The organism is Stenotrophomonas sp. FR012 (genome assembly GCF_047520565.2).
GTDB lineage: Bacteria > Pseudomonadota > Gammaproteobacteria > Xanthomonadales > Xanthomonadaceae > Stenotrophomonas > Stenotrophomonas sepilia.
In genome coordinates this window covers 201,359-224,188 of sequence record NZ_JAXBQL020000008.1, presented here as the reverse complement: position 1 = coordinate 224,188, position 22,830 = coordinate 201,359, and the positions used below count along the sequence as shown (strand labels likewise).

Below are 22,830 nucleotides of genomic sequence, written 5' to 3'. Positions count from 1 at the left end.
TTGGTTGACCTGGCGTGCCGGCTGCGGCCGGCACGCTGCCAAGAGGAGAGATGTTTGCCATGAAGCGTAGGGAATTCATCGCGGCCAGTGCCGCTGTCGCCGCCAGCAGCCTGCTGCCGCAGACCCCGGCATGGGCACGCGGGCGCAAAGTGCGCCTGGCCATGATCGGTACCGGCATGCGTGGCCTTGTGCTGCTGAAGGAGCTGGTGCGCCGCGACGATGTCGAGGTGGTCGCGCTGTGCGACATCGAACCGATCATGCTCGGCCGTGCCATGGACATGGTGGCCAAGGCCGGCAAGCCGGCCCCGAAGACCTACGGCCAGGACCGCGATACCAACGCCTGGAAGCGCCTGCTGGAACAGAAGGGCATCGATGGCGTGATCATCGCCACGCCGTGGGAGTACCACGCACCGATGGCGATTGCCGCGATGCAGGCCGGCGTGGCCGTGGGCTGTGAAGTGGTGGCCGGCATCACGCTGCAGGACCACTGGGACGTGCTGAAGACCCAGCTGAGCACCGGCACCCCGTACATGCTGCTGGAGAACGTCTGCTACCGCCGCGACGTGATGGCGGCGTTGCAGATGGTGCGCCAGGGCCTGTTCGGCGAACTGGTGCATCTGCAGGCCGGCTACCAGCACGACCTGCGCGGCGTGAAGTTCAATTCCGGCGACCCCAACCAGCCCTACGACAGCGGCGTGGAGTTCGGGCCCAAGGGCTGGAGCGAAGCCCGCTGGCGCACCGAGCATTCGGTGGAACGCAATGGTGAGCTGTACCCCAGCCACGGCATCGGCCCCTGTGCGATGTACACCGGCATCAACCGTGGCAACCGCTTCACCCACATCAACGCCTTCGCGACCAAGGCACGCGGCCTGCACGAATACACCGTGGCCAAGAGTGGTGGCACCACCCACCCCAGCACCCAGGTGAAGTTCAAGCTCGGCGATATCGTCACCACCACGCTGGCCTGCGAGAACGGCGAGACCATCCTGCTGCAGCACGACACCTCGCTGCCGCGCCCGTATTCAATGGGCTTCCGTGTGCAGGGCACCAAGGGCCTGTGGATGGACGTGAACCATTCGATCCACATCGAAGGCCGCAGCCCGCCGCACCAGTGGGAAGAGTTCAAGAAGTACCAGGACGCGTACGAGCACCCGCTGTGGAAACAGAATGCCGACACCGCCGCCGGCGCCGGCCACGGCGGCATGGACTGGTTCGTCATCCATGCATTTGTTGAAGCGCTCAAAGCCAAGGCACCGATGCCGATCGACATCTACGACGCGGTGACCTGGAGTGCGATCACCCCGTTGAGCGAGCAGTCGATCGCCAACGGTTTCCAGACGCTGGAGTTCCCGGACTTTACTGCTGGTGCGTGGAAGACGCGCAAGCCGATCTTCGCGTTCGACGGTAAATACTGAGATTCATCCCTTCCATGCTGTGACGGAAATGCCGGGCGATGCCCGGCGTTTCTGTTTCTGGAGGCATTCGCCTTGTAGAGCCGAGCCCACGCTCGGCTGCTTGTTCGGTCGGCCGCTCGCTTTATCAGAAAACTCTGAAATCCGACCCACTCCACACTTTATGACTTGAATGTGTAAACGACATCGGAGATAACGTCCCCATGCGGTCAGACCGCATTCCGGACCAGGGACGATCCGAAGCATGACGTGGTGAGGCAACCGCCCCACGTTCTCGTTCCCGCCGGTGCTGTGTTTGTCCAGGAAGGAGAACAGGGATGTTGAAACGACTGAAGACCATTTCGTGTGCCGCACTGGCGATGATCGCGCTGGGGAGCTTGGCTCCTTGGGCTGCGCAGGCGCAGGAGGTGCAGAAGAAGTGGGAGAGCTACCTGTCGATGGGCCAGCCGCGAGCCACCGAAGCGGCGGTGCAGAAGGACATCAAGTCGCTCTTTTCCCAGTACGAAAAGGACAAACCCTTCGATTGGCATGTCAAACGCCAACGCGTCCTTGGAAAGAAGGTCATCTACGATTACCGGGTGAGACCCGAGAAGATCGTTACTACCGACTGGGTCTACATCCACTCAGGGCAGGAGTACTCATCCGAAGATCAGATTCGTAGCGCGATCCTCGCTACCCGCGTCAGCGACCCGCAGTGCCCGGCGACTTCACTCACGGAGGATCCTTGGGTGGAGCTCCTTGGACTTGGCAGGGGCGACGACGGTAGCGTCACCAACGAGGAGAAGGATTTCCATTACACCTTGAACTTCTATCATCAGAGCACTCAAGAATGCTCGTCGATAGTGGGGTGGGAGCGTGTGCGCCGGGCCAGAACGGCGCTTTGTCCGAATCGACCGTCCCTGACGTGGAATGAGGCCCTGCAGATGTGCTCCCTGGTCCAGCAGGACGAGCCGCACATGTCGCCCATGCTCTCCTACACAAGCGGGCCGCTGCCGCCGCAGCAGTGTCCTGTTGGTAACCCGTGTGATCCGACCACTGGCGATAAATCCCAGCCTGAGCCGGATTTCAACCTTGGATGGGTGAGCTTCCAACGCCACTATCACTCCCTGACAAGCACGGCGGGCGGCGCGTTGGGTACGGGCTGGACCCATTCCCACAATCTGCGGCTTACCGCAGGCGTAGACGATTCCACCTTCCCTCCCAGCCCCGAACTGAAAGTTGGGCTGATCGGCGCCGATGGCGGGCAGACCGCATTCCAGAAAGTGGGGGCAAGCTACGAAGCCATGGACGGAAGCGGCGATCGTGCGGTCCAGCAGGGCACCAACTGGCAACTTTCACGTGCCGGAGAGCGCATTTATTTTGATGCTGATGGCTTGATGCAGCGCCGTGATCTCGAAGACGGTACTTCGCTGACCTATGCACACGACAGCCGCGGCCGCCTGCTCAGCATCACCCATTCAACCGGTCGGCGCGTGGATGTCCAGTACCTCGCGCCGGGCGACGATTCACTGATCTCGGCCCTGGTGATCGCCGGCCAGCCTGTGGTGAGCTACGCCTATTCTCCGGCCGGGGAACTGATCACCGCGACCTATGCCGACGGTGCCAGCCGTACCTATCACTATGAGGACGCCCGCTTCCCGGGCTACCTGACCGGCGTGACCGCCGAAGACAACCAGCGCTACAGCTGGTACGGCTATGACACGCAAGGGCGAGTCACCTGCAGCCGCCATTCCGGCGATTGCAGCCAAGCCGACGTGGGCATTGATGGCGTGCGCCTGGAGTACACGCCGGCAGGCACCACCATCGTCACCGACGCACTGGGCAAGCAGAGCACCTACGCCTTGACCGCCAGCGGCACCAGTGGCCTTCCGCGCAAGGTCAATAGCATCACCGAAAGCAACGGCAGCATCACTCGCGCCTATCTGCCCGAGGGCACCGATTTCCGGCGTCGGCTGCAGTCGGTGACCGATCGCCGTGGTGTCGTCACCAGCTACGCCTATGCCGAGGCCAGTGATGCTGCCGCAGGCGCCGTCAGCGTGACCACCACCACCGAAGCGGCCGGTACTCCGGACCAGCGCGTCAGCGAAATGCGCGTGGCCATGGACAGCAATCGGCTGGTGCAGCAGACCATCGGTAACCGTGAGATCCGCATCGCACGCAATGCGCGCCTCCAGCCAACCACCATCACCGTGCGCGACAGGGTGACCGGTGATACCCGCATCACCACGCAGACCTACTGTGAGGCCGAAGGGCCGGAGTGCCCGCTGGTGGGACTGCTGCGTAGCGTGGATGGCCCACGCAGTGATGTGGCGGATGTCTCCACCTATGCCTACTACACCGCGGACGACGCGGGATGCGCGACCAGTGGTGCCTGCAGTTATCGCAAGGGCGACCTGCGCAGCGTGACCAATGCGCTGGGCCAGACGGTCGAGACCTTGGCCTACGACGCGTTCGGGCGGCCGTTGTCGGTCAAGGATGCCAACGGCGTGGTCACCGATTACACCTACCATGCGCGCGGCTGGCCGACCTCGGTCACCGTGCGCGGTGCCACCACAGCCGAGGACCGGGTGACCCAGATCAGCTACTGGCCGACCGGCCAGGTGCAGCAGGTCACCGAGCCGGACGGCAGCAGTGTCACCTATGTCTATGACGCCGCCCAGCGCTTGACCGATATTGCGGACAACAGCGGCAACACGATCCACTACGTATTGGACAACGCCGGCAACCGCCTCAAGGAAGACACGCTGGATGCAGGCGGCACCCTGCGCCGTACCCTGGCGCGGACGTTCAACACGCTTGGCCAGCTGACCGCGCTGAAGGATGCGGGCAACCACGCCACCGGCTTTGCCTACGATGCCAACGGCAACCCACAGACGGTGACCGATGCCCTGCAGCGCGTGACCAGCCAGCAGTACGATCCGTTGAACCGCCTGGCGCAGACCCTGCAGGACGTCGGCGGCGTCGCGGCGGAGATCCGCAGCCAGTACAACGCGCTGGACCAGGTCACCCAGGTCACCGACCCGAAGGGCCTGCATACCACCTACGCCTACAACGGTTTCGGTGATCTGACCGGGCAGGTCAGCCCGGACAGTGGCGCCAGCAGCTACACCGTGGACGCGGCCGGCAATCGCAAGACGGCCACCGATGCACGCGGCGTCACCGCCACCTATCACTACGATGCACTCAACCGCCTGATCGGTATCGCCTATCCGGACCCCAATCTGGACGTGGGCTACAGCTATGACGTGGCACCGGCCGCCTGTGCCGCCGACGAGCGCTTCGCCGAGGGCCGCCTGGGGCAGGTGCTGCACGCCAATGGCAGCACCCAGTACTGCCATGACCGTTTCGGCCAGGTCACCCGCAAGGTGCAGACCGTCAATGGTGTGGCCACCACCCTGCGCTATGCCTACAGTAAGTCGGGTCGCTTGACCGCGTTGACCTACCCCGACGGCAGCGTGGCCGACTACGTGCGCGATATCCAGGGCCGCATCAGCCAGATCGGCCTGACCCGGCCCGGCCAGGCACGCCAGATCGTGGTGAACAACGTGACCTATGCGGCCTTCGGCCCGGCGACCGGCTGGACCTACGGCAACGGCCGCCAGCTGCAGCGTCCGCTGGATCTGGATTACCGCCCGCAGGCGGTACACGACCCGGCCGCAGGTGGCCTGTCACTGGGCTATGGCTATGACCCGGTTGGCTCGATCACCGAGCTGAAGAACGGCGCAGGCTCGGCGGTGCTCGCCAAGTACGCCTACGACGCGCTGGGTCGCCTGACCCAGACCCAGGACGGCGCGACCGGTACGCCGATCGAAACCTATGCCTATGACGCCACCGGCAATCGCACCGCGCTGACCACCTCGGCAGGCACCGCCAGCTACACCTATCCCGCAACCAGCCACCGGCTGACTGCCGTGGATGGCGAGGCACGCAGCCATGACGTGGCGGGCAACACCACCGGCATCGGCAGCAAGACGTTCACCTACAACGACGCCAACCGCATGAACGCGGTGAAGCAGGGCGATGCCGTGCTGGAAAGCTACGGTTACAACCATCGCGGCGAGCGCGTGCTGCGCAGCCCGTCCGGTGGAGCTGCCCAGATCACCCTGTACGACGAAGCAGGGCAATGGCTGGGCAACTACTCGGCCACGGGCCAGGCGCAGCAGCAGGCCATCTGGCTGGACAACTACCCGGTGGCGCTGATCAACGTGCCGGGCACCGGCGTGCCGGAGCTGGCCTATGTCCAGCCGGACCATCTGGGCACGCCGCGCGTGGTGATCGATCCGGTGCGGAATGTCGCGATCTGGGAGTGGAGCAACAAGAGCGAGGTGTTCGGCAACCAGATTCCGAGTGCCGATCCCGATGGCGATGGTGTGGCGTTCGAGCTGGCGTTGCGCTTCCCCGGCCAGCAGGCGACGGATTCGAGTGGGTTGTTCTACAACTACCAGCGCGAGTACGACCCGGCGGTGGGGCGGTATTCGCAGAGTGATCCGATTGGGTTGATGGGGGGAATAAGCACGTTCACCTATGCGGGCGGTGGACCGCTAATGAGCGTGGATTCGCTTGGCCTTCAGTCAAGAGATCTGGAGTACATCTACAAGTATTCCGGCGCAACGCCCCCTCCTCCGAGCGGGTACCCAACGGAGTACAGGCAGGGGGTCCAGGATTTCGTGAGAAACTACATCGACATGAGGCTGGCTAACACGAAGCTCCAGGATAAGTACTTTCATTGCAAGGCAAACTGTGAGGCTGCTCAGCGCGGACAAGGCGGCAAAGCGGCTGCTTGCAATATGAGCAATGCTCGGGAGATATTTGATCAGCGGGTGAAGGGGGATTCATCTGCAGCGTCGGCCGCAGACCAACGGGCCAATTTGTTCGGCCGAAATAACGCGGGCGAGGGGTCATGTTCTGAAGTATGTTCACCATTCAGGCCGAATGGATTGCCGGACAATTATTGAAATGAAAAAACAGTCAAAGACCGTTGTACTTCTCTGTGCAATTGTAGTGATTATTGCTCTTGCTTTTTGGTTTCGGGGGCAAATGGCTATCGATGCCTGTTTAGATGATGGAGGGAGTTGGAACTACTCGACGAGCCAATGCAGCACTGAAGAGTGACAGCTTCAAAGGCTCAGATGGATGCATCTGCAACTGCATCTTCGTTCTTCAATCGTGTGGCTGGACAGTTGGAGGATTGCTGATCTTGTGTGGCGAGAATGAAGTTGCAGAGTTGGAGAGTCTGGCGGAGCAGGCTCCTTCTCTTCGCATGCTGCTGAGCAGGAAATGGCGGAACTTCGTGTGGGAAGACGAGTACAGCATGCTACGTGCGCGAACCCCAGGGCCGCATCAGCCAGATCGGCCTGACCCAGCCCGGCCAGGCGCGCCAGATCGTGGTGAACAACGTGACCCATGCGGCCTTCAGCCCGGCGACCGGCTGGACCTATGGCAACGGCCGCCAGCTACAGCGTCCGCTGGATCTGGACTACCGCCCGCAAGTGGTGCACGACCCGGCCGCAGGTGGCCTCTCGCTGGGCTATGGCTACGACCCGGTCGGTTCGATCACCGAATTGAAGAACGGCGCAGGCTCGACGGTGCTGGCCAAGTACGCCTACGACACGCTGGGCCGCCTGACTCAGACCCAGGACGGCACGACCGGCACCCCGATCGAAACCTATGCCTATGACGCCACCGGCAATCGCACCGCGCTGACCACCTCGGCAGGCACCGCCAGCTATACGTATCCCGCAACCAGCCATCGCCTGACTGCGGTGGACGGCGAAGCGCGCAAACATGACGCAGCGGGCAACACCACCAGCATCGGCAGCAAGACGTTCACCTACAGCGATGCCAACCGCATGAGCGCGGTGAAGCAGGGTGATGCTGTACTGGAAAGCTACAGCTACAACCATCGCGGTGAACGCGTGCTGCGTACCCCGGCCAGTGGCGCGGCTCAGATCACGCTGTACGACGAGGCAGGGCGGTGGCTAGGCAACTACTCGGCCACGGGCCAGGCGCAGCAGCAGGCCATCTGGCTGGACAACTATCCGGTAGCACTGATCAATGTGCCAGGCACCGGCGTGCCGGAACTTGCCTACGTGCAGCCGGATCATCTGGGCACACCGCGCGTGGTGATCGATCCGGTGCGCGATGTGGCGATCTGGGAGTGGAACAACAAGAGCGAGGTGTTCGGCAACCAGATTCCGAGTGCTGACCCGGATGGCGATGGAGTGGCGTTCGAGCTGGCACTGCGCTTCCCGGGCCAGCAGGAGACGGATGCGAGTGGGTTGTTCTACAACTACCAACGCGAGTACGACCCGGCTGTGGGGCGGTATTCGCAGAGTGATCCGATTGGGTTGGCCGGTGGAATAAGTACCTTCAGCTACGCACTAAGTTCCCCGGGCTCACATAGTGACGCAGAGGGTCTGCAAGTCATGCGCAGCGGCGTGCACGCAGGCTCTCGCGCTATGATGAATTCGAACCAAGCTCCTACAGGAGACAATCAATCAAACTTCGCTGCGCCCGCTTCTTGGGGGGAAGTGTCTTCTGGCCTTGCCGCAACGACAAATGCGCTGAACAGCCTTAGCTTAACTCACTCAAGCAGTGTCTTAAATCCGCAAAGTCCCGCGTCAATTCTGACGCGGAACATCATATCCAAGGCGTGCGAGAAAGAAGACGACGATGACTGTAATCGTCTCATAGCAAAGATAGATTCTTTGGTGGTCGAGCTGAGAAAGCGATACTGGGATCTTAAACTGGATAGACGTGGGCTTCTGGCTACCGGTCGTATGTCAATAGATGGGCATGTGCAGCAATTTCAAAACAAGCAGGCACAGTTGAGGCGATTGCTTGCTGAATCTGCAGCAAAGCGCTGTGCAGGTTATAGCAATGAGGCTTGGCAATGGGCCACTATGGCTCAACCAATTTGAGATCTAGACAATGCTTGATAAAGAGTGCATGGAAAAAGTCGCTGAAGCATGGGTTAACTTTAATCGGCTCGCAGTCGATGCGAATGAGCGGGGTCCGCTCACAGGCGTGCTGGATGAAGTTGATGGCATCATCCAGCGAGATCCTGGCGAAGGTTGGAAATTCATTGAGGCTGTCAGGCGAATGGATGTGGATGCGCATCTACTTTCCAATCTTGCTGCCGGACCTTTGGAGGACTACTTGGTTGCCCACGGCGAGACCGAAATCGAGAGGGTTGAAAGCTTGGCAAAGCACGACCCATCTCTTCGGGATCTCCTTGCTCAGACGTGGAAGAACTCGATGTCGGATGAGGTATGGCGGCGGGTACAACTTGCTGCTGCATCAGGTTAGGCTGCCATGGGTAACGCTCGAACGCCTTATGACTACGCTTGGCAGCTTCGCTATCGGCATGTCCCGCGAGGCCGCAGGGGGAGTACAGTGCAATAAATAATAACTGCGGGACGCCGTTGCAGAATTGCATGCGGGAGATTGGCAAGGGGCTTCAGCCTGTGAACATGATTCTTCCGGAATCAATAAACCCCCTGCTTTGGTGGATGTCTGATGACTCAACCATTCAACGCGGGAAAAGGTGATGAAATTTATTCCTGGAATTTTTCTTATCTGCTCAGTCTTAACTATCACCTCTTGCGAACACAAGGGTAGAGAAGTTGTGCCGGAGGGCGTGATCGAAGTTTATGATTCGGCAGAGGGCGGGGGCGTAATTGGTACGAGTACTACTCCGATTCCGGTTGTTGGATATGTTTATCCGGATAAGACTCGTTACGTGCTGAAGGTCTGCTATCTGGGTCACATAGGGTATGTGCGGGATGGAATACGAGAGCTAAGATCAACAGTGGGCCGGAGCTCATCCTGCCCGGAAACCGCGAGAAGCGCGGACTAGAGTTAACTAAGCGAGGCGAAACTGAGATCACCAAGCTGGAGACTGTGGCGAAACAGGAGCTGCCACTGCGTGAATTACCTAGTTGGATATGGGCCAGAGCGTACCCAGCAAGGTTGGGAGGACACAGTGATGGCAGGGCACCTTGGTGCGGTGACGTCTGCTGAGGGATGCACGGGGGCTCGGCGCCCCCGCTACACCCTATCCCGCAACCAGCCATCAGCTGACTGCGGTGGATGTCGAGGCGCGCAGCCATGACGCAGCGGGCAACACCACCAGCATCGGCAGCAAGACGTTCACCTACGACGATGCCAACCGCATCTCGGTTGCCAATGGTCGACTTAATCGAGCTGCAGCGCATCCGGGGAACGCCAATCTCTTGCGGGGTGGGTCGAAGATCCTGGGGCCCCTTGGAGCAATCGTGAATTACAGGTCAAACTACAATAAATGCCAATGTCCGGCGAAGTGATTTTCATAAGGTTCATGAAGGGTGCAGCTGCGGCGGGAGCGCTGGGGATCTGTTGCGCGCTGATCGCGTCCATGTTGAGTATGCGCTGTCCAGTCGCCAGGTACTCACCGGAAGTTATGTTTGCTCTTTTCTTCGCGTTGCTGATGTTGCTCGCATATTCCAAGTTCGAACTGGCGAGAAGGGGAATTCTGTCGATTGAGGTTGGGCGGGTGCGTTTCGCGTTCGCAATGGCGCTCCTGGCCGAGATGCTGATGATTGGGTGGCTTGTCGCCCGCAATCTCGAATGCGCTAGCTTCGTTCGCGCGATTCCCATTCCTGGTGCACTACTTGTTTTCTATACAGCTGTCGCATTCTCATTTGTATTCGGTGATATCTATCTTGGTCCTGCGCGAAAAATCATCAGGCTTGGAGCTCGGCCGAGGAAATTCTTGAGGGAGGAATAGTTGGCACTGGGTGGATTGGAGTGGAGCAGATTGGGTGGCTTCGCCGCCTTTTCTCACTTGAAGATATGAGGCGAGATAAGGTCGGTGGTGGATCCCTTTCGGTCCCTCCACTGCTTGGAGTTGGGTTTGGCGTCATGTCGGGATCTGGCTACACAGTTCCTGGTCAGATAGCTGCGCCGACTGGAAAAGGATGCGGGTGTCCTTGAGATGAGAAAGTACAATCGTTTTTTTTGGCTTACTACATCATGTTCTTCTGGGCGCTCAGGCTGGTTGCTTGCCTTGGAGTTGCCGTAAATTCAGTGCTCCTTGCCTTTGTGCTGGTTGATATTTCTGATGGTGGACGAGACTACGGATTTGCGGGTTTGGCGTTTGTCGCGCTCTCTCTTTGCACAGCGTTTGCCATGTGGAAAATCGGGTCTGTCGGCCTGCTCCGTCTTCGGCAAAGGAGGGCACCATAGATCTTTCCGGGGATGCTCTGAACAACTGCCGGGGTAGTGCCGGCCGTACGCAGGTGGCGTCCCGTTGTATTTGGTAGATCCACCTGGTCTGTGCCCGTGTGAGTGCGTCGACTACTTGGGCGTGACGTTCGGTGTGGCAGACCTCGCCTTTGGAGGCTTGGAAGCTGTGAATGGCAAAGGAGTCACCATTGCCGGTGTTTTGTCTCCGCAGCCCGAAGTTGCAATCCCCGGATTCCTGGTAATGGTGAATGGTCGAGCAACGGCGTACGATGGAGTGTCAGTGATACAAACCGCTCAGGATGCAAAGGAAAGAGAGTCCATCTATACCGAGGTGGCGGGGGGGGGCAGTTGGCGCGAAGACGGGAGAGCTGTCGTCATTCGGCTTGACGTTCAACGGTCACCTTAAGGCCACACGGAACTGTTGCACTGCGTAGCCCCTGACAAGGATGCGCTGGATGCCATGAAGGCGGTGAAGGATGTTTCGGGTGGGTCTGGGTGCAGTTGCATATAATGGAGGTGATATGCATATGCGCAAGAAAATGCTGAATTGGCTTGGTTTGTTGTTATTTGCGCTAGTTTTTTTGAGGTCCTCGTCCTATCTTGTATTGAAGGTGTATGCTATTGGTCATCTTGAGAGGGGTGATTATTTTGTAATGTTGCCTGTGGCGCTGGGGTCACTCCTGATTTGCGGCATGTTCATGGCAATTGTGATTAAAGGAATGAAATCCAATCAGTAGGCTGCGCCTGGAGCATCACGCGCGACGTATGGTTCCGACAGGTGATTGCATGGGTATCACTATTCACGATTTCCAGCTGGTTGGAATTCGTCTTGATCCGGTGTCAGGTGTGACTGTTTCTCTGTTCGATGAATCTTCGCGGGCATCCTATGATTTGGTCTTTGGCCAAGTCAGGAGAGCAAGCATTGATGGTTTCTCTAGCCAGAATGTCGTGCTCGATCTCAAGGTCTTCAATCGAAAGGATGATTCCTTTGAATTCAAGCGGTGTTGCTTCCTCCTTGGCCTAGATCCAGTGGCTGCCAGGGAAATTGTCGACGGTGACACCTTGGTCTTCATTGAGGCTTCTGCCGGCGCAGAGATTGCACTTCTAGTAGAGGGCACTTGGGATAGCCGGTTGATTCCTGTCAAGTCATGATTCCTGATCTGTCGAGCGCATCGCTCCAAGACGCACGCACCGCTTGGCTTGTAGGTCGACAGGGATCTGACGGAGAGATGGATTGTGGGACGGACCATCATCGGGCCAACGCAAACGGCTCTACCGTGCGTGCAGCCCGATGAACATCATGGATCCTGTACTCAGCGAACTGCTTTCCCGGCTCGGTGTCGGCACTGACTTCGGCGATGCGGCGCTGACTTGTCCGGAGACCCGAGGAGCCTATGAGGACACGCCCCTGCATGTGGTGGCCTATTACAACGATGTGGCTCTCCTCAGCGCATTGATGCCCTTCGTGACCAACATCGATGTGCGTGGTGATCTTGATCTGACGCCGCTGGCAAGAGCTTTGATGATGTGGTGCGTATGGTCGACGCCGCAGATGGAACCTGCTGATGGAAACTTCTGAAAAGAGGTTTTACCGATGCGCCTGATGACCTTCATCTGTCCACTTTGTGGCGCTAGCGGGCAGCGCTTTCCCCTGAGATTTGCTGGGAGGCGTCAAGCAAAGATGTCCTGCCGGAGGTGTCGCGTCGAGCTTCGTTCAGACCCGCGGTTGGGCACGTACACGCTCTATCTTCTGTACACACAGGTCGTCATCCTGGTGGCGGCATTGCCGCTGATCGGGGCCAGTGTCGCGGGTGAATGGGTACGGCTGGGAACGATCTGTCTGGTAGTGCTGGTGCTGTGCTGGTTCCCGGGCGTGATCAGGCACGCACGAAGTCCGATCGTGCGCGCCTGCCGGGATGCCGATTACAATGCGCGCAGGCCAGGTGCTTCGACTGCGCACGCTGCCGCAAATCCGGAGCAGCGTAGCGACACGCCAAGTGCCAGCCCATGATAGGGAAGTCAAGAAATGACATACCATCTTGGGCGCGAGGTGCAGTCCCTGAATCGTTTTGCAGAACGGGTTGCAGATGGTAACTAACATTTGGCCGGCCCTTTCTGGGGCTCTCATGTCCATGCCGAAGGCTGGCATCTTGCGTGCAGCGGTGCTGCTCTTGCCAATGCTAGGGGGCTGCAGCATTCACCAGTTTCAACATACGGAATGGAAGTCGGACTGGGTAGATGTTTCGTCCGGTGCAATTTTCCCTGGCAATTCAACGACTCTACCGCTTGACCGCGTTTCCATACTTGATCCTGATAGTGAAGCAGCCATTGCGAAGTGGATGTTGGAGCATTCGCTGGTCGTGGTATCGGCATCAGAGGTTGAAGGGAAGATCGGTCCAATGCCGTTGAGTGACCTGAAGCCAGCGCCCGGGGAGAGCGTCTATCTCGTCAGGGCCGCTTCGGATGAAGGTAGGGGCAAGTTCATCGGCTACGTCAACGACTAGGGACTTCTCATCATGTACGGGGTGATGGGGGGCTGCGGTGAGCAGAAGCAACGGGTGGCTGCCGTGAGTCTTCGGGAGAAGCCCGCCAACGTATTCGGCCGATGCTCGGCGGCGCTATAGTGCGCTGAAGCGTCGAGCTCCGCCTACTGCCTGGCGGATGACGCCAGTGTGCGACCAATGGCGCGCTCGGCAACCGCAAGGGAGATCGGTGCAGCGCGACCAATGCGTTCGAGCAGATTGTTCTGGGGAGCTAATGGAAAGCAGTCAAATGAAATCGGGGTTGCTCAGGAGTTCTCTCGATGCCAAAGGCTTCTTCCTACGCGCTTTGTCTTTCGCGTCCGTCTGCGTGCTCGCCCTGAGCGGATGCGAGAATGACCGGTTAGGGGAGCTGCAGCTGAAACCCATCTACGCTGAGCTGAGTAGTGCGTACTACGGTGGGATGTGCGAGGGTGCAGCCGGTCCAGATGCCAGTATCGAGAAGGTTCGTGCGGTGCGCATTGGAACAATCGCTGGTGACTGCGCAGTGCTCTATTTGGATGGAGTAGATAGGAACGGTGAGCCCGTGATCTATGGAGTGAAAACCGGGGATCGGCCTGAATGTGCTGGATTGATACGGAAGCTCGAAGTCGGACGGGCAAGTGCGGCCGTTCTCGGCAGGGCGCGGGAAATATGCAGGTGGTGATTCCCATATCTTCTCCGTATCCTTCTAGCGTGGGGGCGCAGATACCCGCTTTGGGCCGGCAGTCGCAATCTTCTTTTCAGTGCCACCCTGGCCTTATGAAATTCGAATTTGGCGTCTAGTATGAAGATGAATTTGGACACCTTGGAAAAGGTCTCATCAATATTGTTCGACGCGCTGCGCTCCAGGGGCTTGCAAGAGATTGAAGTGGAGGACGTGTTCTACCGCGTGGTGCCATGGTCGGAACGCCACTCCATGGGCGGTGAGCGGGTGGAGCTTGAAGTTGGAAGTCTTTTCGATGACTACTCTGATATTCAAAGAGTAGCGTCGGGGCAGCAGGAGCCACTGGCCTATCATCTATCTGCTTTGGCCTGCCTCCCCTACGAGATAGGGGGGAGGATGAGTGAAGAAGTGTGATTGCAGATAGGCGTGCACGTGCCGGAGCATCCCATGCGCCGCGTGATCGCTTTGAGCTTGAAGAAGAAGCCCACCCGTGTCTTCGCAGGATGTTCTGCAGCGCGCTGACAGCTCTGTTCGTTGTCGCCGCTCCAGAGTAATCAGCGCAAAGGCTGGAATGGGGCGCGTCATTCAAATGACTTGGTTGAATGGACGGTGATTTACCATGGAGCTTGAAGCGAAAAAGGTAATTTTCTTTTCTCAACAGGATGAACGGTTCTTCTTCGAGTGGATTGGTCGAATCGGCTGCATCGGTAATGTGGTCGGCAGAGGGGATGTCATCTATCTCCCCCTGGATCCAGATGCGGTTCTGGAGGGGGAGGTCTTGGAACTGGCCGCACTGTTCAGGAGGTATCGGATTCCACTGGCCCAGCTGCGAACGCTGGAGGCAGGCAGGTACTCTCGAGCGCTGCGCGATGCCTTGCGCGAGTAGGGTGCCAAGCGGGAGGCAAGGTGCATGAGCTCCCGCACTCCTCCACAAAAGAACGCGATCGGGCTGCACGCCCTCGGAGAGGTACAAGATGAAAGCCAGGCAGATTCTTCGGTACGGGCTGGCCTACGCGGTGTCGTGTGGAGCACTCTGGCTGTTCCTGCACTTTGTGGGCAGGGCGCTTTACGCCTTCGACTCACATCAGGTTTTCTTCTGGCTGTATGCCGTCAGCCTTTTGTTGCTGGGAATCTGCGCACGGGTTCCCGCCGCGGGCCGCCTTACGATCAGGCGGCTTGCCAAGGGGGCTGGCTTGGGGCTGCTCGCGGGCCTTCTGGCCCAGGTCGTGGTGCTTGTACTGGAAGCCTATAGATTCAGCGGATTCAGCCCATCGCTGCTCTGGCAGGTACCGGTTTCGCTGACGGTGATGAGCGTCGTGCTGCTCACGCCGCTCTGGGGCGTAGTGCTGGTTGCCCTCACTGCCGAACACCGCCGCGACAACCACCCACGTCAGGCCTCGAAGCCATGAAGCACCTGAACGCCTTTTGCCTCGTGGTTGCACTGACATCCTGTGCGGCGCATCCGAACCGCACCACGAAGTGTCCGCCGGCCCATTTCACCTACGTCGGCACCGAGAGAGTCGACGGACTGACCTACGGGCGCTTCCAGGTCACCCACAACGCTGATCAGCCGCTTCAGCTGTGGGTGGATGAGAGACGCAGGTTGAACTCAAGGACCGCTCGCGCAGAGATGAGGCGCACAGGCGAGGATGCCTGGCGGCCTTACAACGTGATCCTTGAGGAAATCACACCGGGAGCGATCGGGCTGTCGATCGGGCAGGATGAACAGCAGAGCGTTCTGTTCGATGGTGATGGCCTGTTCCTGCCCGGCGCATCCAGCGCGGGCGCGAATTACTCCATCGTGGTACAGGACGCTGCCGGTTGCGAGCATCGCTCGGCAACGTTCATTCCCTGACATTTCTGGCGGCGCGCCGGCCAGGCAACGAAGGAAAAATGGCGCGCCCGGAGGGATTCGAACCCCCGACCAATGGCTTCGGAAGCCACTACTCTATCCGGCTGAGCTACGGGCGCGTTGTAGAACCGCCGCGCCGTCGGCCAGTGCCGGGGCGGGCATCGCAGCGCCATGAGGCGGTGCGGGACCGGCATTCTATCCAGTTTCGTCGAACAAATCTCCCCCCACCGGCAAAGCCCTGCCAGAGGGGCAGGAGTATCCTATCGCCATGGCTGATACCCCCCTCACTTCGCCGCAGTCGCCGGCGACGCCGCGTTGGCGGCATTACTGGAGTCTGATGCGCGCTGATCGCCCGATCGGCACGTTGCTGCTGCTGTGGCCCACGTGGTGGGCGTTATGGCTGGCTGCCGGCGGCCTGCCGCCGCTGTGGACGCTGTTCGTGTTCACCGCCGGCGTGTGGCTGACCCGCTCGGCCGGTTGCGTCATCAACGACTACGCTGACCGCTGGCTCGACCCGCATGTGGAGCGCACCAAGGCGCGGCCGCTGGCCACCGGCGCGATCAGCGGTCGCGCAGCGCTGGCGCTGTTCGCCGTACTGATGCTGGTGGCCTTCGGCCTGGTGCTGACCCTGAACGGGCTGACCATCGGCCTGAGCTTCATCGGCGTGTTCCTGGCCGCCAGCTATCCGTACCTGAAGCGCTACACCCATCTGCCGCAGGTCTACCTGGGCATGTCGTTCGGCTGGGGCATCCCGATGGCGTTCGCCGCCGTGCAGGGCGAGGTGCCGATGCTGGGCTGGCTGCTGTATGCCGGCAACATCCTGTGGTCGACCGCCTACGACACCTGGTATGCCATGGTCGACCGCGAGGACGACCTGAAGATGGGCTCGCACTCCACCGCGATCCTGTTCGGTGATCTCGATCTGGTCATCCAGGGCGTGCTGTACGCGCTGTTCCTGGCCACCATGGCGCTGGTTGGCGTGCGCGGCGGGCTGGGTGGCTACTACCTGGCCGGCGTGGCCGTGGCCACCGCGCTGGTGGTGTACGAATTCTGGATCTGCCGCAACCGCGAGCGCGGCCCGTGTTTCAAGGCGTTCCTGCACAACAACTGGGTCGGCGCCGCGCTGTTTGCCGGTATCGCCGTGGACCTGGCGCTGCGCTGACCCCAGGGGTTGGTAGAGCCGGCCGCTGGCCGGCTGCACCCGTGCGCGATCCCGAGTTTGCCGGCCAGCGGCCGGCACTACCGCCACCTACGACCAATAGGTGGCAGACAGCCCACACCCCACCGCCCAGAATCGGTCCATCGAACCTGGGAGGGTAGGCGATGGCCTCGACGGCAGCAGTACAGGACGGCTGGATGGCGCGCGCAGCGCTGCGCTCGGCCGCCTGGGCGGAAAAGTGGTTCCCCGATGCGTATGTGTTCGCGGTGCTGGGCGTGGTCATTGTCGCGCTGGCCGCGATGGGCTTCGGTTCGACCCCTCAGGCCACCGCCAGCGCCTTTGGTGACGGCTTCTGGAGCCTGATCCCCTTCACCATGCAGATGGCCTTTGTGGTCATCGGCGGCTACGCCGTGGCGACCGCGCCGGTGGTCGCACGCTTCATCGACTTCCTGGCCCGGGTGCCGCGCACCGGTCGCGGTGCGGTGGTGTACGTGGGCCTGGTCAGCATGCTCGCCTCGCTGCTCAGCTGGGGCTTCTCGCTGGTGTTCGGTGGCCTGCTGGTCCGCGCGCTGGCCCGTCGCACCGAACTGCGCATGGACTACCGCGCCGCCGGTGCGTCGGCCTATCTCGGCCTGGGCGCAGTGTGGGCGATGGGGCTGAGCTCGTCGGCCGCACAGTTGCAGGCCAACCCGGCCAGCATGCCGCCGGGGCTGGTGGAGATCACCGGCGTATTGCCGTTCACCGAAACCATCTTTCTGTGGCAGTCGATCGCCCTGACCGCAGTGCTGATCCTTGTCTCGCTGCTGATCGCCTGGCTGACCGCGCCTGCAGCCGGCAGTGCGCGTACCGCTGAGGAATTTCCCGGCGCTGCGCAGGCCGAGCCGGAACCGCTGCAGCGACGCACGCGCCCGGGCGAATGGCTGGAATACAGCCCGCTGCTGACCGTGCTGCTCTCGCTGCTGGCGTTCGGCTGGCTGTTCAACGAGTTCGCCAACAAGCCGGTGGTCACTGCCATCGCCAACCTCAACACCTACAACTTCCTTTTCATTTCGCTGGGCCTGCTGCTGCACTGGCGCCCGCGCAGCTTCCTCAACGCTGTGGCCAAGGCGGTGCCGAGCACCACCGGCGTGCTGATCCAGTTCCCGCTGTACGGCGGTATCGCGATGATCCTCACCCACGCCGCCGGTGGTGACGGGCAGACCCTGGCGCACCGGCTGTCGAGCCTGTTCGTGCACGTGGCCAGCACCGATAGCTTCGCGCTGGTGATGGGCATCTACTCGGCGGTGCTGGGCTTCTTCGTGCCGTCCGGTGGCGGCAAGTGGATCATCGAGGCGCCGTACGTGATGCAGGCCGCCAACGAGCTGAAGGCGCACCTGGGCTGGGCAGTGCAGGTCTACAACGCGGCCGAAGCGCTGCCGAACCTGATCAACCCGTTCTGGATGCTGCCATTGCTGGGCGTGCTGGGGCTGAAGGCACGCGACATCGTGGGCTTCACCTTCATCCAGTTGCTGGTGCACATCCCGCTGGTGCTGGGCCTGTTGTGGCTGCTGGGCATGACCCTGGCGTATGTGCCGCCGGTGATGCCGTGAGTGCAGGGCTGGCGTCCGTGCGCGAGCAGGACGCCAGCTCCGTTCAGCGCGTGTTTCCAGCAGAGCACGCCATGAATGCGCGCAGTCGCGCTGACGGCATGAGCACATGCCGAACCCATATGAATCCTTCATCGGCTTGTGCCGCAAGGGGCTTTGCCCGTTCATTCACGCGCGTACACACCAATGTAGCCGCCCACCAACGCGCGATTAACTCTTCGCTGCAGACGATGGCCCCGTCCACCGCATTCCGCGTGTGGCTTTGGAGATCGGACATGGCACAGCAGAACCAGAACCCGAACCAGAAGCAGCAGGGCCAGCAGAACCAGCAGGATCAGCAGGATCAGCAGCAGGGGCGTGGCCGCGACCAGCAGCAGCAACAGCAGCAGGAACAGCAGCAGCGCAACCAGCGCAACCAGCAACAGGGTGGGCAGGACGAGGAGGAGTGACTTCGGTACCCACTTCCTGTGATGCGCGAAGCCCCGCCCAGTGCGGGGCTTCGCTTATTCCAGCACGCCAATGCGTTGCAGCACCGGCGCTGCTGACATGTCGTTCGGGTTGGTGCCCGGCTGATCCTGCGGCACCTCCATGCCCATGGCGCGGTAGAGATCGACCCAGTGCCGTGCGATCTGCCCGGTCTTCGGGTTGCGGAAGTTCATCGGCTGCAGTGCGAACACATGGTGCGCACGGAACGCACGTTCGATGAAATCCGAACAGTAGTAGCTGTCCTCATTCAACACATACGACGTGTTGTAGGGCTTACCCAGCATCATGCGTGCGGTCGCGATCGCATCCTTGATGGCAGCCTGCTGCGATGCGCGCAGCCGATAGACCACGACCTGCCGCTGCTTGCCTCGGGCGTCCTCGCGGAACTGATCCAGCGTCTGCCGGCGCGAGCCTTTCTCATCCGCATGCAGTACCTCCCAGCCGTCTGGCGCCGCAGCGACCAGGGCCACGTGATCGAAGCTGGGTGCGCCCTGCTTGCCGGTGGCATCGTCGATGGCCGCGCTCAGGCCGGCATGGCCGGCGGTGACGAACAGCAGATCGCCTTCCCGGACCTCCAGCGCGGCCGCACCACCAGGCCACAGCGTTGGCAGCAGCAGGGAGAGGGCAAGCAGGAATGCGCGCATGGGGCCAGGGTCGAAGCGTGTGCGGCGTAGTCTAACGGCTGCTGCGATGACGTTGATTTCAGTATTAGTGTGATATTAGTCACAATTCGGCATGTCGGGATATTCCTGACAGCGGATGTTGAAACTGAATTGACCGAGGCATGGCTATCCTTGCCTCCCTACCGCGCCGGAACCGCGCGCGACCGCCCGGAATCAGGAGGATCCCGTGAACCAGCTCCGCCCCGTTGCCCTGCTTGCGCTTGCCCTGGGGCTTGCGCTGTCCGGCTGCAAGCCTGCGCCCCAGGCAGCCCCCGCTGACGCCGCCGTACCGGCTCCGACCAGCACGGCCACCGCCACGACGCCGGCCACGCCGGTTGCCGCGGCCCCGGCAGAGGCTTCTGCCAGCTGCCCCCATCCGGTCTTCGACGACTTCCTCAAGCATTTCGGCAACGAGATCGCGCTGCAGGAAACGTCCACTGCCGATCCGCTGCTGGACAGCCACATCGACAGCGAAGCCGAGCCGGAGCCACGCAAGGTGGAGGAGAAGGTGCCGCTTGCCAAGGTCGAATGGCCGGTGATGCCGGACCCGGCCACGCTGCAGCGCCAGGGCCGCGAGATGCAGGTCACCCGCCTGCCCGATGGCCAGGTACAGGTGCAGATGCGCACTCCCGATACCAGCGACCAGCAGATCTACACCTTTGCCCAGAAGCCGTGCTGGCAACTGGTCAAGCGTGAGGACGAATCGATCTGACCCCTGAGCAACCGCCTGCGAGCGGTCGTGTGATTCACCCAAGGAGCCCCGCATGCGTCTGTCTCCCGTTGCCCCCGTACTGGCCCTGATGCTTGCTGCCTGCAGCGGCCCTGAGGCGGCTGCACCGGCGGCCCCTGCTTCCACTGACCCGGCAGCGACGCCGGCCGCACCTGCGGCTGCCGTTGCGGACCATTCCACCTCTCTTACGCGCGACGAGACCGGCATGCATATCGATTGCCAAGGCACCCGCCTGCACCTGGCGGCCCAGCCCACCCAAGACACGGACGCTTCCCGGCTGACCACGCTGGAAATTGAAAAGGACGGCGCACGCCAGGCCATTGCTGCGCCCAAGGAGATGGACGGCTATACCGCCGTTGGCCTGGCCTGCGTGCAGGACCGCAGCGGTACGCCGTACTTCGTCGTGCAGTACGGTGAACTGCCGTTCGGCTGCAGCTTCTGCGAGTGGTACTACCTGTACGACGCCAGTGGCCGCCAGTTGACCCACAGCACACCGCCGCTGCGCGGCGCGGAAGGCGAAGAGCAGGAGCCCAACAACGACGAGTACGAGAAGTTGATCGACTCGCTCGGCATCAAGCACCCGGAGGTGAACTACATCGAAGACTGAGCGCAGCGGCAGGACGTCGCACGCGCGCTGTGAACGCAGCACTGCAGTACCGCAGTACCAGAAGTACCAGGAGCAGTACCCCTTAAGGAAATTCCCTTTTTCATAGAATGGATAGCACAGACATGGCAGACATCTACCAGGACATGGTCCAGCCCCGCGGGGCGGCCTACAGCAGTGACCGCATCAAATCGTGGAGCCACTACCGCGAGCCGATCGACCAGAGCGACGGCCGCCTGCATGGCAACTCCCGCCGGTGGGGCGATGCGACCCCGGAAGTACAGTCACGGGTGATCGACACGATCATCGAGTCGGCGCGCGAGAAGGGACTGACCCCACGCGAAACGGCGCACGTACTGGCCATCGCCCGCGTTGAATCGGGTTTCAACCCCGATGCCGCCGCTGGCACCACCTCGGCCTCGGGCCTGGGCCAGTTCATCGACAAGACCGGCAACCACTACCACCTCAACAACCGCAACCGCTTCGACGTCGGCGCACAGTCCGATGCACTGGTTGACCATTACATCGATAACCGCACGCTGGCGCACAAGCGCGGCCAGGGTGAGGAGTACATCTACAAGTACCATCACGACGGCCCGACCCGCGATTACGGCGGCCTCGCCCTGTCTGAAAAGAAGGTGATGCCGTACGTGGACAAGTACGAGCGGTTCGTGGAGCAGCGCCTGGGACTGACCCACGGCCAGTCCCAGGGCAGCCACGCGGCCCCCGCCGTAGCTGCGGCCACGCACGCGCAGGCCAAGCCGGCAGCGGCGCATGCCGAAGGCCAGACCCGCACCTTCGAGCAGACGATGCAGGTGATGCTGCCCCCGCAGAACGGGGTCAAGCCGCACATTACCGGTGAATTCGGCGAACACCGCGCGCACAAGCCGCACGGTGGCACCGACTTCAACTATGTTGGCGGCCAGCACGGCCGTAATCTGCAGCACCCGACCGTCAACGCGCCGATCTCCGGAACGGTGACGTTCGTCGGTGGCGACTACGGTACGGTGAAGATCAGGGATGCACAGGGCAACTCGCACGAGATCCTGCACCTGCAGTCGACCCAGGTGAAGGAAGGCCAGCCGATCAAGGCGGGCGAGCCGATCGGCACCATGGGCGGGCGTGGCCCGGGCGGTGCGGGTCAGTATGCCCAGCACGTGCATTACCAGTTGAAGGATCCGCACGGCAAGCTGCTCAGCCCGCAGGACTTCTGGGACCACGGCAAGCTGAAGGAAACCGGCAAGGGTGGCCATTCGCATGACGCCGACCACAACGGTGTGCTGCGCCAGGGGGCCAAGGGCGAGGAAGTGACTGCGCTGCAGAAGGAACTCAACCGCCTGGGCGTGCGCGACGGCCAAGGCAACCCGCTGAGCGAGGACGGCAAGTTCGGTGCCAATACCAGGGACGCACTGATCGCCTACCAGAAGCAGCACGGGCTCTCCGCCGATGGCGTGGCGGGTCCGGCGACGCTGGGCAAGCTGGCCGAAGGCCGCAGCCATGCCGAGGCGGCGCCGAAGGGGCCGCAACTGGGCGACAAGGCGCATCCGGATACGCCGCTGCACAATGCGATCCGCGGCCACATGCCGGGCATGATCTGCAACGAGATGAGCGCGCATGTGACCGCCCAGGCCAAGGCCGCGGGCATCGATTCGCCGGAAAAGCTGCAGGGGGTCACCGTGCAGGATGGCAAGGCCTTCGTCGTGGGCACCGTTCCCGGCTTCCGTACTGCGGTGGACATGACCCAGACGGCACCGAGCCTGCAGGAGACCAGCGCTGCAATGCTGGCCAAGCACGAGCCTTCGCAGCAACACGTGCAGGACGAGCAGCAGCGGGTGGCCATGGGCCGTTGACCGCTGCGTGTGAAGAGGTGTGTGGTAAAGGAGGCCGGCCGGAGTAATCCGGCCGGCTTTTCCGTTCATGGGGCAAGG

General features: G+C 61.4%; 18 protein-coding genes, 1 tRNA gene and 1 pseudogene. 18 read left to right on the top strand and 2 right to left on the bottom strand.

What is annotated here, in order from left to right:
* Window positions 1–59 precede the first annotated feature (59 nt).
* From ACM0O9_RS14950 to ACM0O9_RS14895, 12 genes and pseudogenes are all read left to right on the top strand, one after another.
* Window positions 60–1,415: a Gfo/Idh/MocA family protein gene (locus ACM0O9_RS14950; protein WP_139727931.1), complete on the top strand. Its 1,356-nt coding sequence runs from the start codon at window positions 60–62 to the stop codon at window positions 1,413–1,415.
* Between the two features lie 314 nt (window positions 1,416–1,729).
* A complete protein-coding gene (locus ACM0O9_RS14945; RefSeq protein ID WP_139727929.1) occupies window positions 1,730–6,367 on the top strand; it encodes an RHS repeat-associated core domain-containing protein in 4,638 nt (1,545 codons plus the stop codon).
* Window positions 6,368–6,715: 348 nt separating this feature from the next.
* Window positions 6,716–7,831 (top strand): annotated as a pseudogene (locus tag ACM0O9_RS14940) (RHS repeat-associated core domain-containing protein); the annotation flags it as partial.
* A 529-nt stretch (window positions 7,832–8,360) separates the two neighbouring features.
* Entirely contained in the window at window positions 8,361–8,720 is a 360-nt protein-coding gene (locus tag ACM0O9_RS14935; RefSeq protein ID WP_139727927.1) for a DUF6869 domain-containing protein, read from the top strand.
* A 1,000-nt stretch (window positions 8,721–9,720) separates the two neighbouring features.
* Window positions 9,721–10,179: a hypothetical protein gene (locus tag ACM0O9_RS14930; protein ID WP_414603669.1), complete on the top strand. Its 459-nt coding sequence runs from the start codon at window positions 9,721–9,723 to the stop codon at window positions 10,177–10,179.
* Between the two features lie 1,244 nt (window positions 10,180–11,423).
* Entirely contained in the window at window positions 11,424–11,789 is a 366-nt protein-coding gene (locus ACM0O9_RS14925) for a hypothetical protein (protein ID WP_146256746.1), read from the top strand.
* Window positions 11,790–11,937: 148 nt separating this feature from the next.
* The gene (locus ACM0O9_RS14920) at window positions 11,938–12,216 is read left to right on the top strand and encodes a hypothetical protein (protein WP_414603670.1); all 279 of its coding nucleotides are present in this window, start codon (window positions 11,938–11,940) and stop codon (window positions 12,214–12,216) included.
* A 547-nt stretch (window positions 12,217–12,763) separates the two neighbouring features.
* Window positions 12,764–13,141 carry a hypothetical protein gene (locus ACM0O9_RS14915; protein ID WP_139727915.1) on the top strand — a complete coding sequence of 126 codons (378 nt, stop codon included), beginning with the start codon at window positions 12,764–12,766 and terminating at the stop codon, window positions 13,139–13,141.
* 802 nt (window positions 13,142–13,943) lie between these two features.
* Window positions 13,944–14,237: a hypothetical protein gene (locus tag ACM0O9_RS14910; RefSeq protein WP_005420077.1), complete on the top strand. Its 294-nt coding sequence runs from the start codon at window positions 13,944–13,946 to the stop codon at window positions 14,235–14,237.
* Window positions 14,238–14,442: 205 nt separating this feature from the next.
* A complete protein-coding gene (locus tag ACM0O9_RS14905; RefSeq protein ID WP_414603671.1) occupies window positions 14,443–14,709 on the top strand; it encodes a hypothetical protein in 267 nt (88 codons plus the stop codon).
* An 88-nt stretch (window positions 14,710–14,797) separates the two neighbouring features.
* Window positions 14,798–15,232 carry a hypothetical protein gene (locus ACM0O9_RS14900; RefSeq protein WP_005420072.1) on the top strand — a complete coding sequence of 145 codons (435 nt, stop codon included), beginning with the start codon at window positions 14,798–14,800 and terminating at the stop codon, window positions 15,230–15,232.
* Window positions 15,229–15,678 carry an adhesin gene (locus ACM0O9_RS14895; RefSeq protein WP_138953515.1) on the top strand — a complete coding sequence of 150 codons (450 nt, stop codon included), beginning with the start codon at window positions 15,229–15,231 and terminating at the stop codon, window positions 15,676–15,678. The genes ACM0O9_RS14900 and ACM0O9_RS14895 overlap by 4 nt, the downstream gene beginning before the upstream one ends.
* A 39-nt stretch (window positions 15,679–15,717) precedes the next feature.
* Here ACM0O9_RS14895 and ACM0O9_RS14890 read toward each other — a convergent pair.
* Window positions 15,718–15,794, bottom strand: a tRNA-Arg gene (locus ACM0O9_RS14890).
* A gap of 149 nt (window positions 15,795–15,943) precedes the next feature.
* Between ACM0O9_RS14890 and ubiA the strand changes: the two genes are divergently transcribed.
* The 3 genes from ubiA to ACM0O9_RS14875 all read left to right on the top strand — a co-directional run bounded on the left by ubiA (window position 15,944) and on the right by ACM0O9_RS14875 (window position 18,869).
* On the top strand, window positions 15,944–16,837 hold the full coding sequence (ubiA, locus tag ACM0O9_RS14885) for a 4-hydroxybenzoate octaprenyltransferase (protein ID WP_005411493.1): 894 nt from the start codon (window positions 15,944–15,946) through the stop codon (window positions 16,835–16,837).
* A 161-nt stretch (window positions 16,838–16,998) separates the two neighbouring features.
* Window positions 16,999–18,423, top strand: a complete 1,425-nt coding sequence (locus ACM0O9_RS14880) for a short-chain fatty acid transporter (RefSeq protein ID WP_170944951.1) — start codon at window positions 16,999–17,001, stop codon at window positions 18,421–18,423.
* 272 nt (window positions 18,424–18,695) lie between these two features.
* Window positions 18,696–18,869, top strand: a complete 174-nt coding sequence (locus ACM0O9_RS14875; protein WP_167345307.1) for a hypothetical protein — start codon at window positions 18,696–18,698, stop codon at window positions 18,867–18,869.
* Between the two features lie 54 nt (window positions 18,870–18,923).
* Here the strand turns inward: ACM0O9_RS14875 and ACM0O9_RS14870 are convergent, their stop codons facing one another.
* Entirely contained in the window at window positions 18,924–19,550 is a 627-nt protein-coding gene (locus tag ACM0O9_RS14870; RefSeq protein WP_065186583.1) for a YiiX/YebB-like N1pC/P60 family cysteine hydrolase, read from the bottom strand.
* A gap of 205 nt (window positions 19,551–19,755) precedes the next feature.
* Between ACM0O9_RS14870 and ACM0O9_RS14865 the strand changes: the two genes are divergently transcribed.
* The 3 genes from ACM0O9_RS14865 to ACM0O9_RS14855 all read left to right on the top strand — a co-directional run bounded on the left by ACM0O9_RS14865 (window position 19,756) and on the right by ACM0O9_RS14855 (window position 22,752).
* Complete coding sequence (locus tag ACM0O9_RS14865) at window positions 19,756–20,280, top strand: hypothetical protein (protein WP_005420058.1); 525 nt, start codon at window positions 19,756–19,758, stop codon at window positions 20,278–20,280.
* 52 nt (window positions 20,281–20,332) lie between these two features.
* On the top strand, window positions 20,333–20,905 hold the full coding sequence (locus tag ACM0O9_RS14860; protein WP_227836791.1) for a hypothetical protein: 573 nt from the start codon (window positions 20,333–20,335) through the stop codon (window positions 20,903–20,905).
* 122 nt (window positions 20,906–21,027) lie between these two features.
* On the top strand, window positions 21,028–22,752 hold the full coding sequence (locus tag ACM0O9_RS14855; RefSeq protein WP_065179378.1) for a peptidoglycan-binding protein: 1,725 nt from the start codon (window positions 21,028–21,030) through the stop codon (window positions 22,750–22,752).
* The last annotated feature ends 78 nt before the right edge of the window (window positions 22,753–22,830 follow it).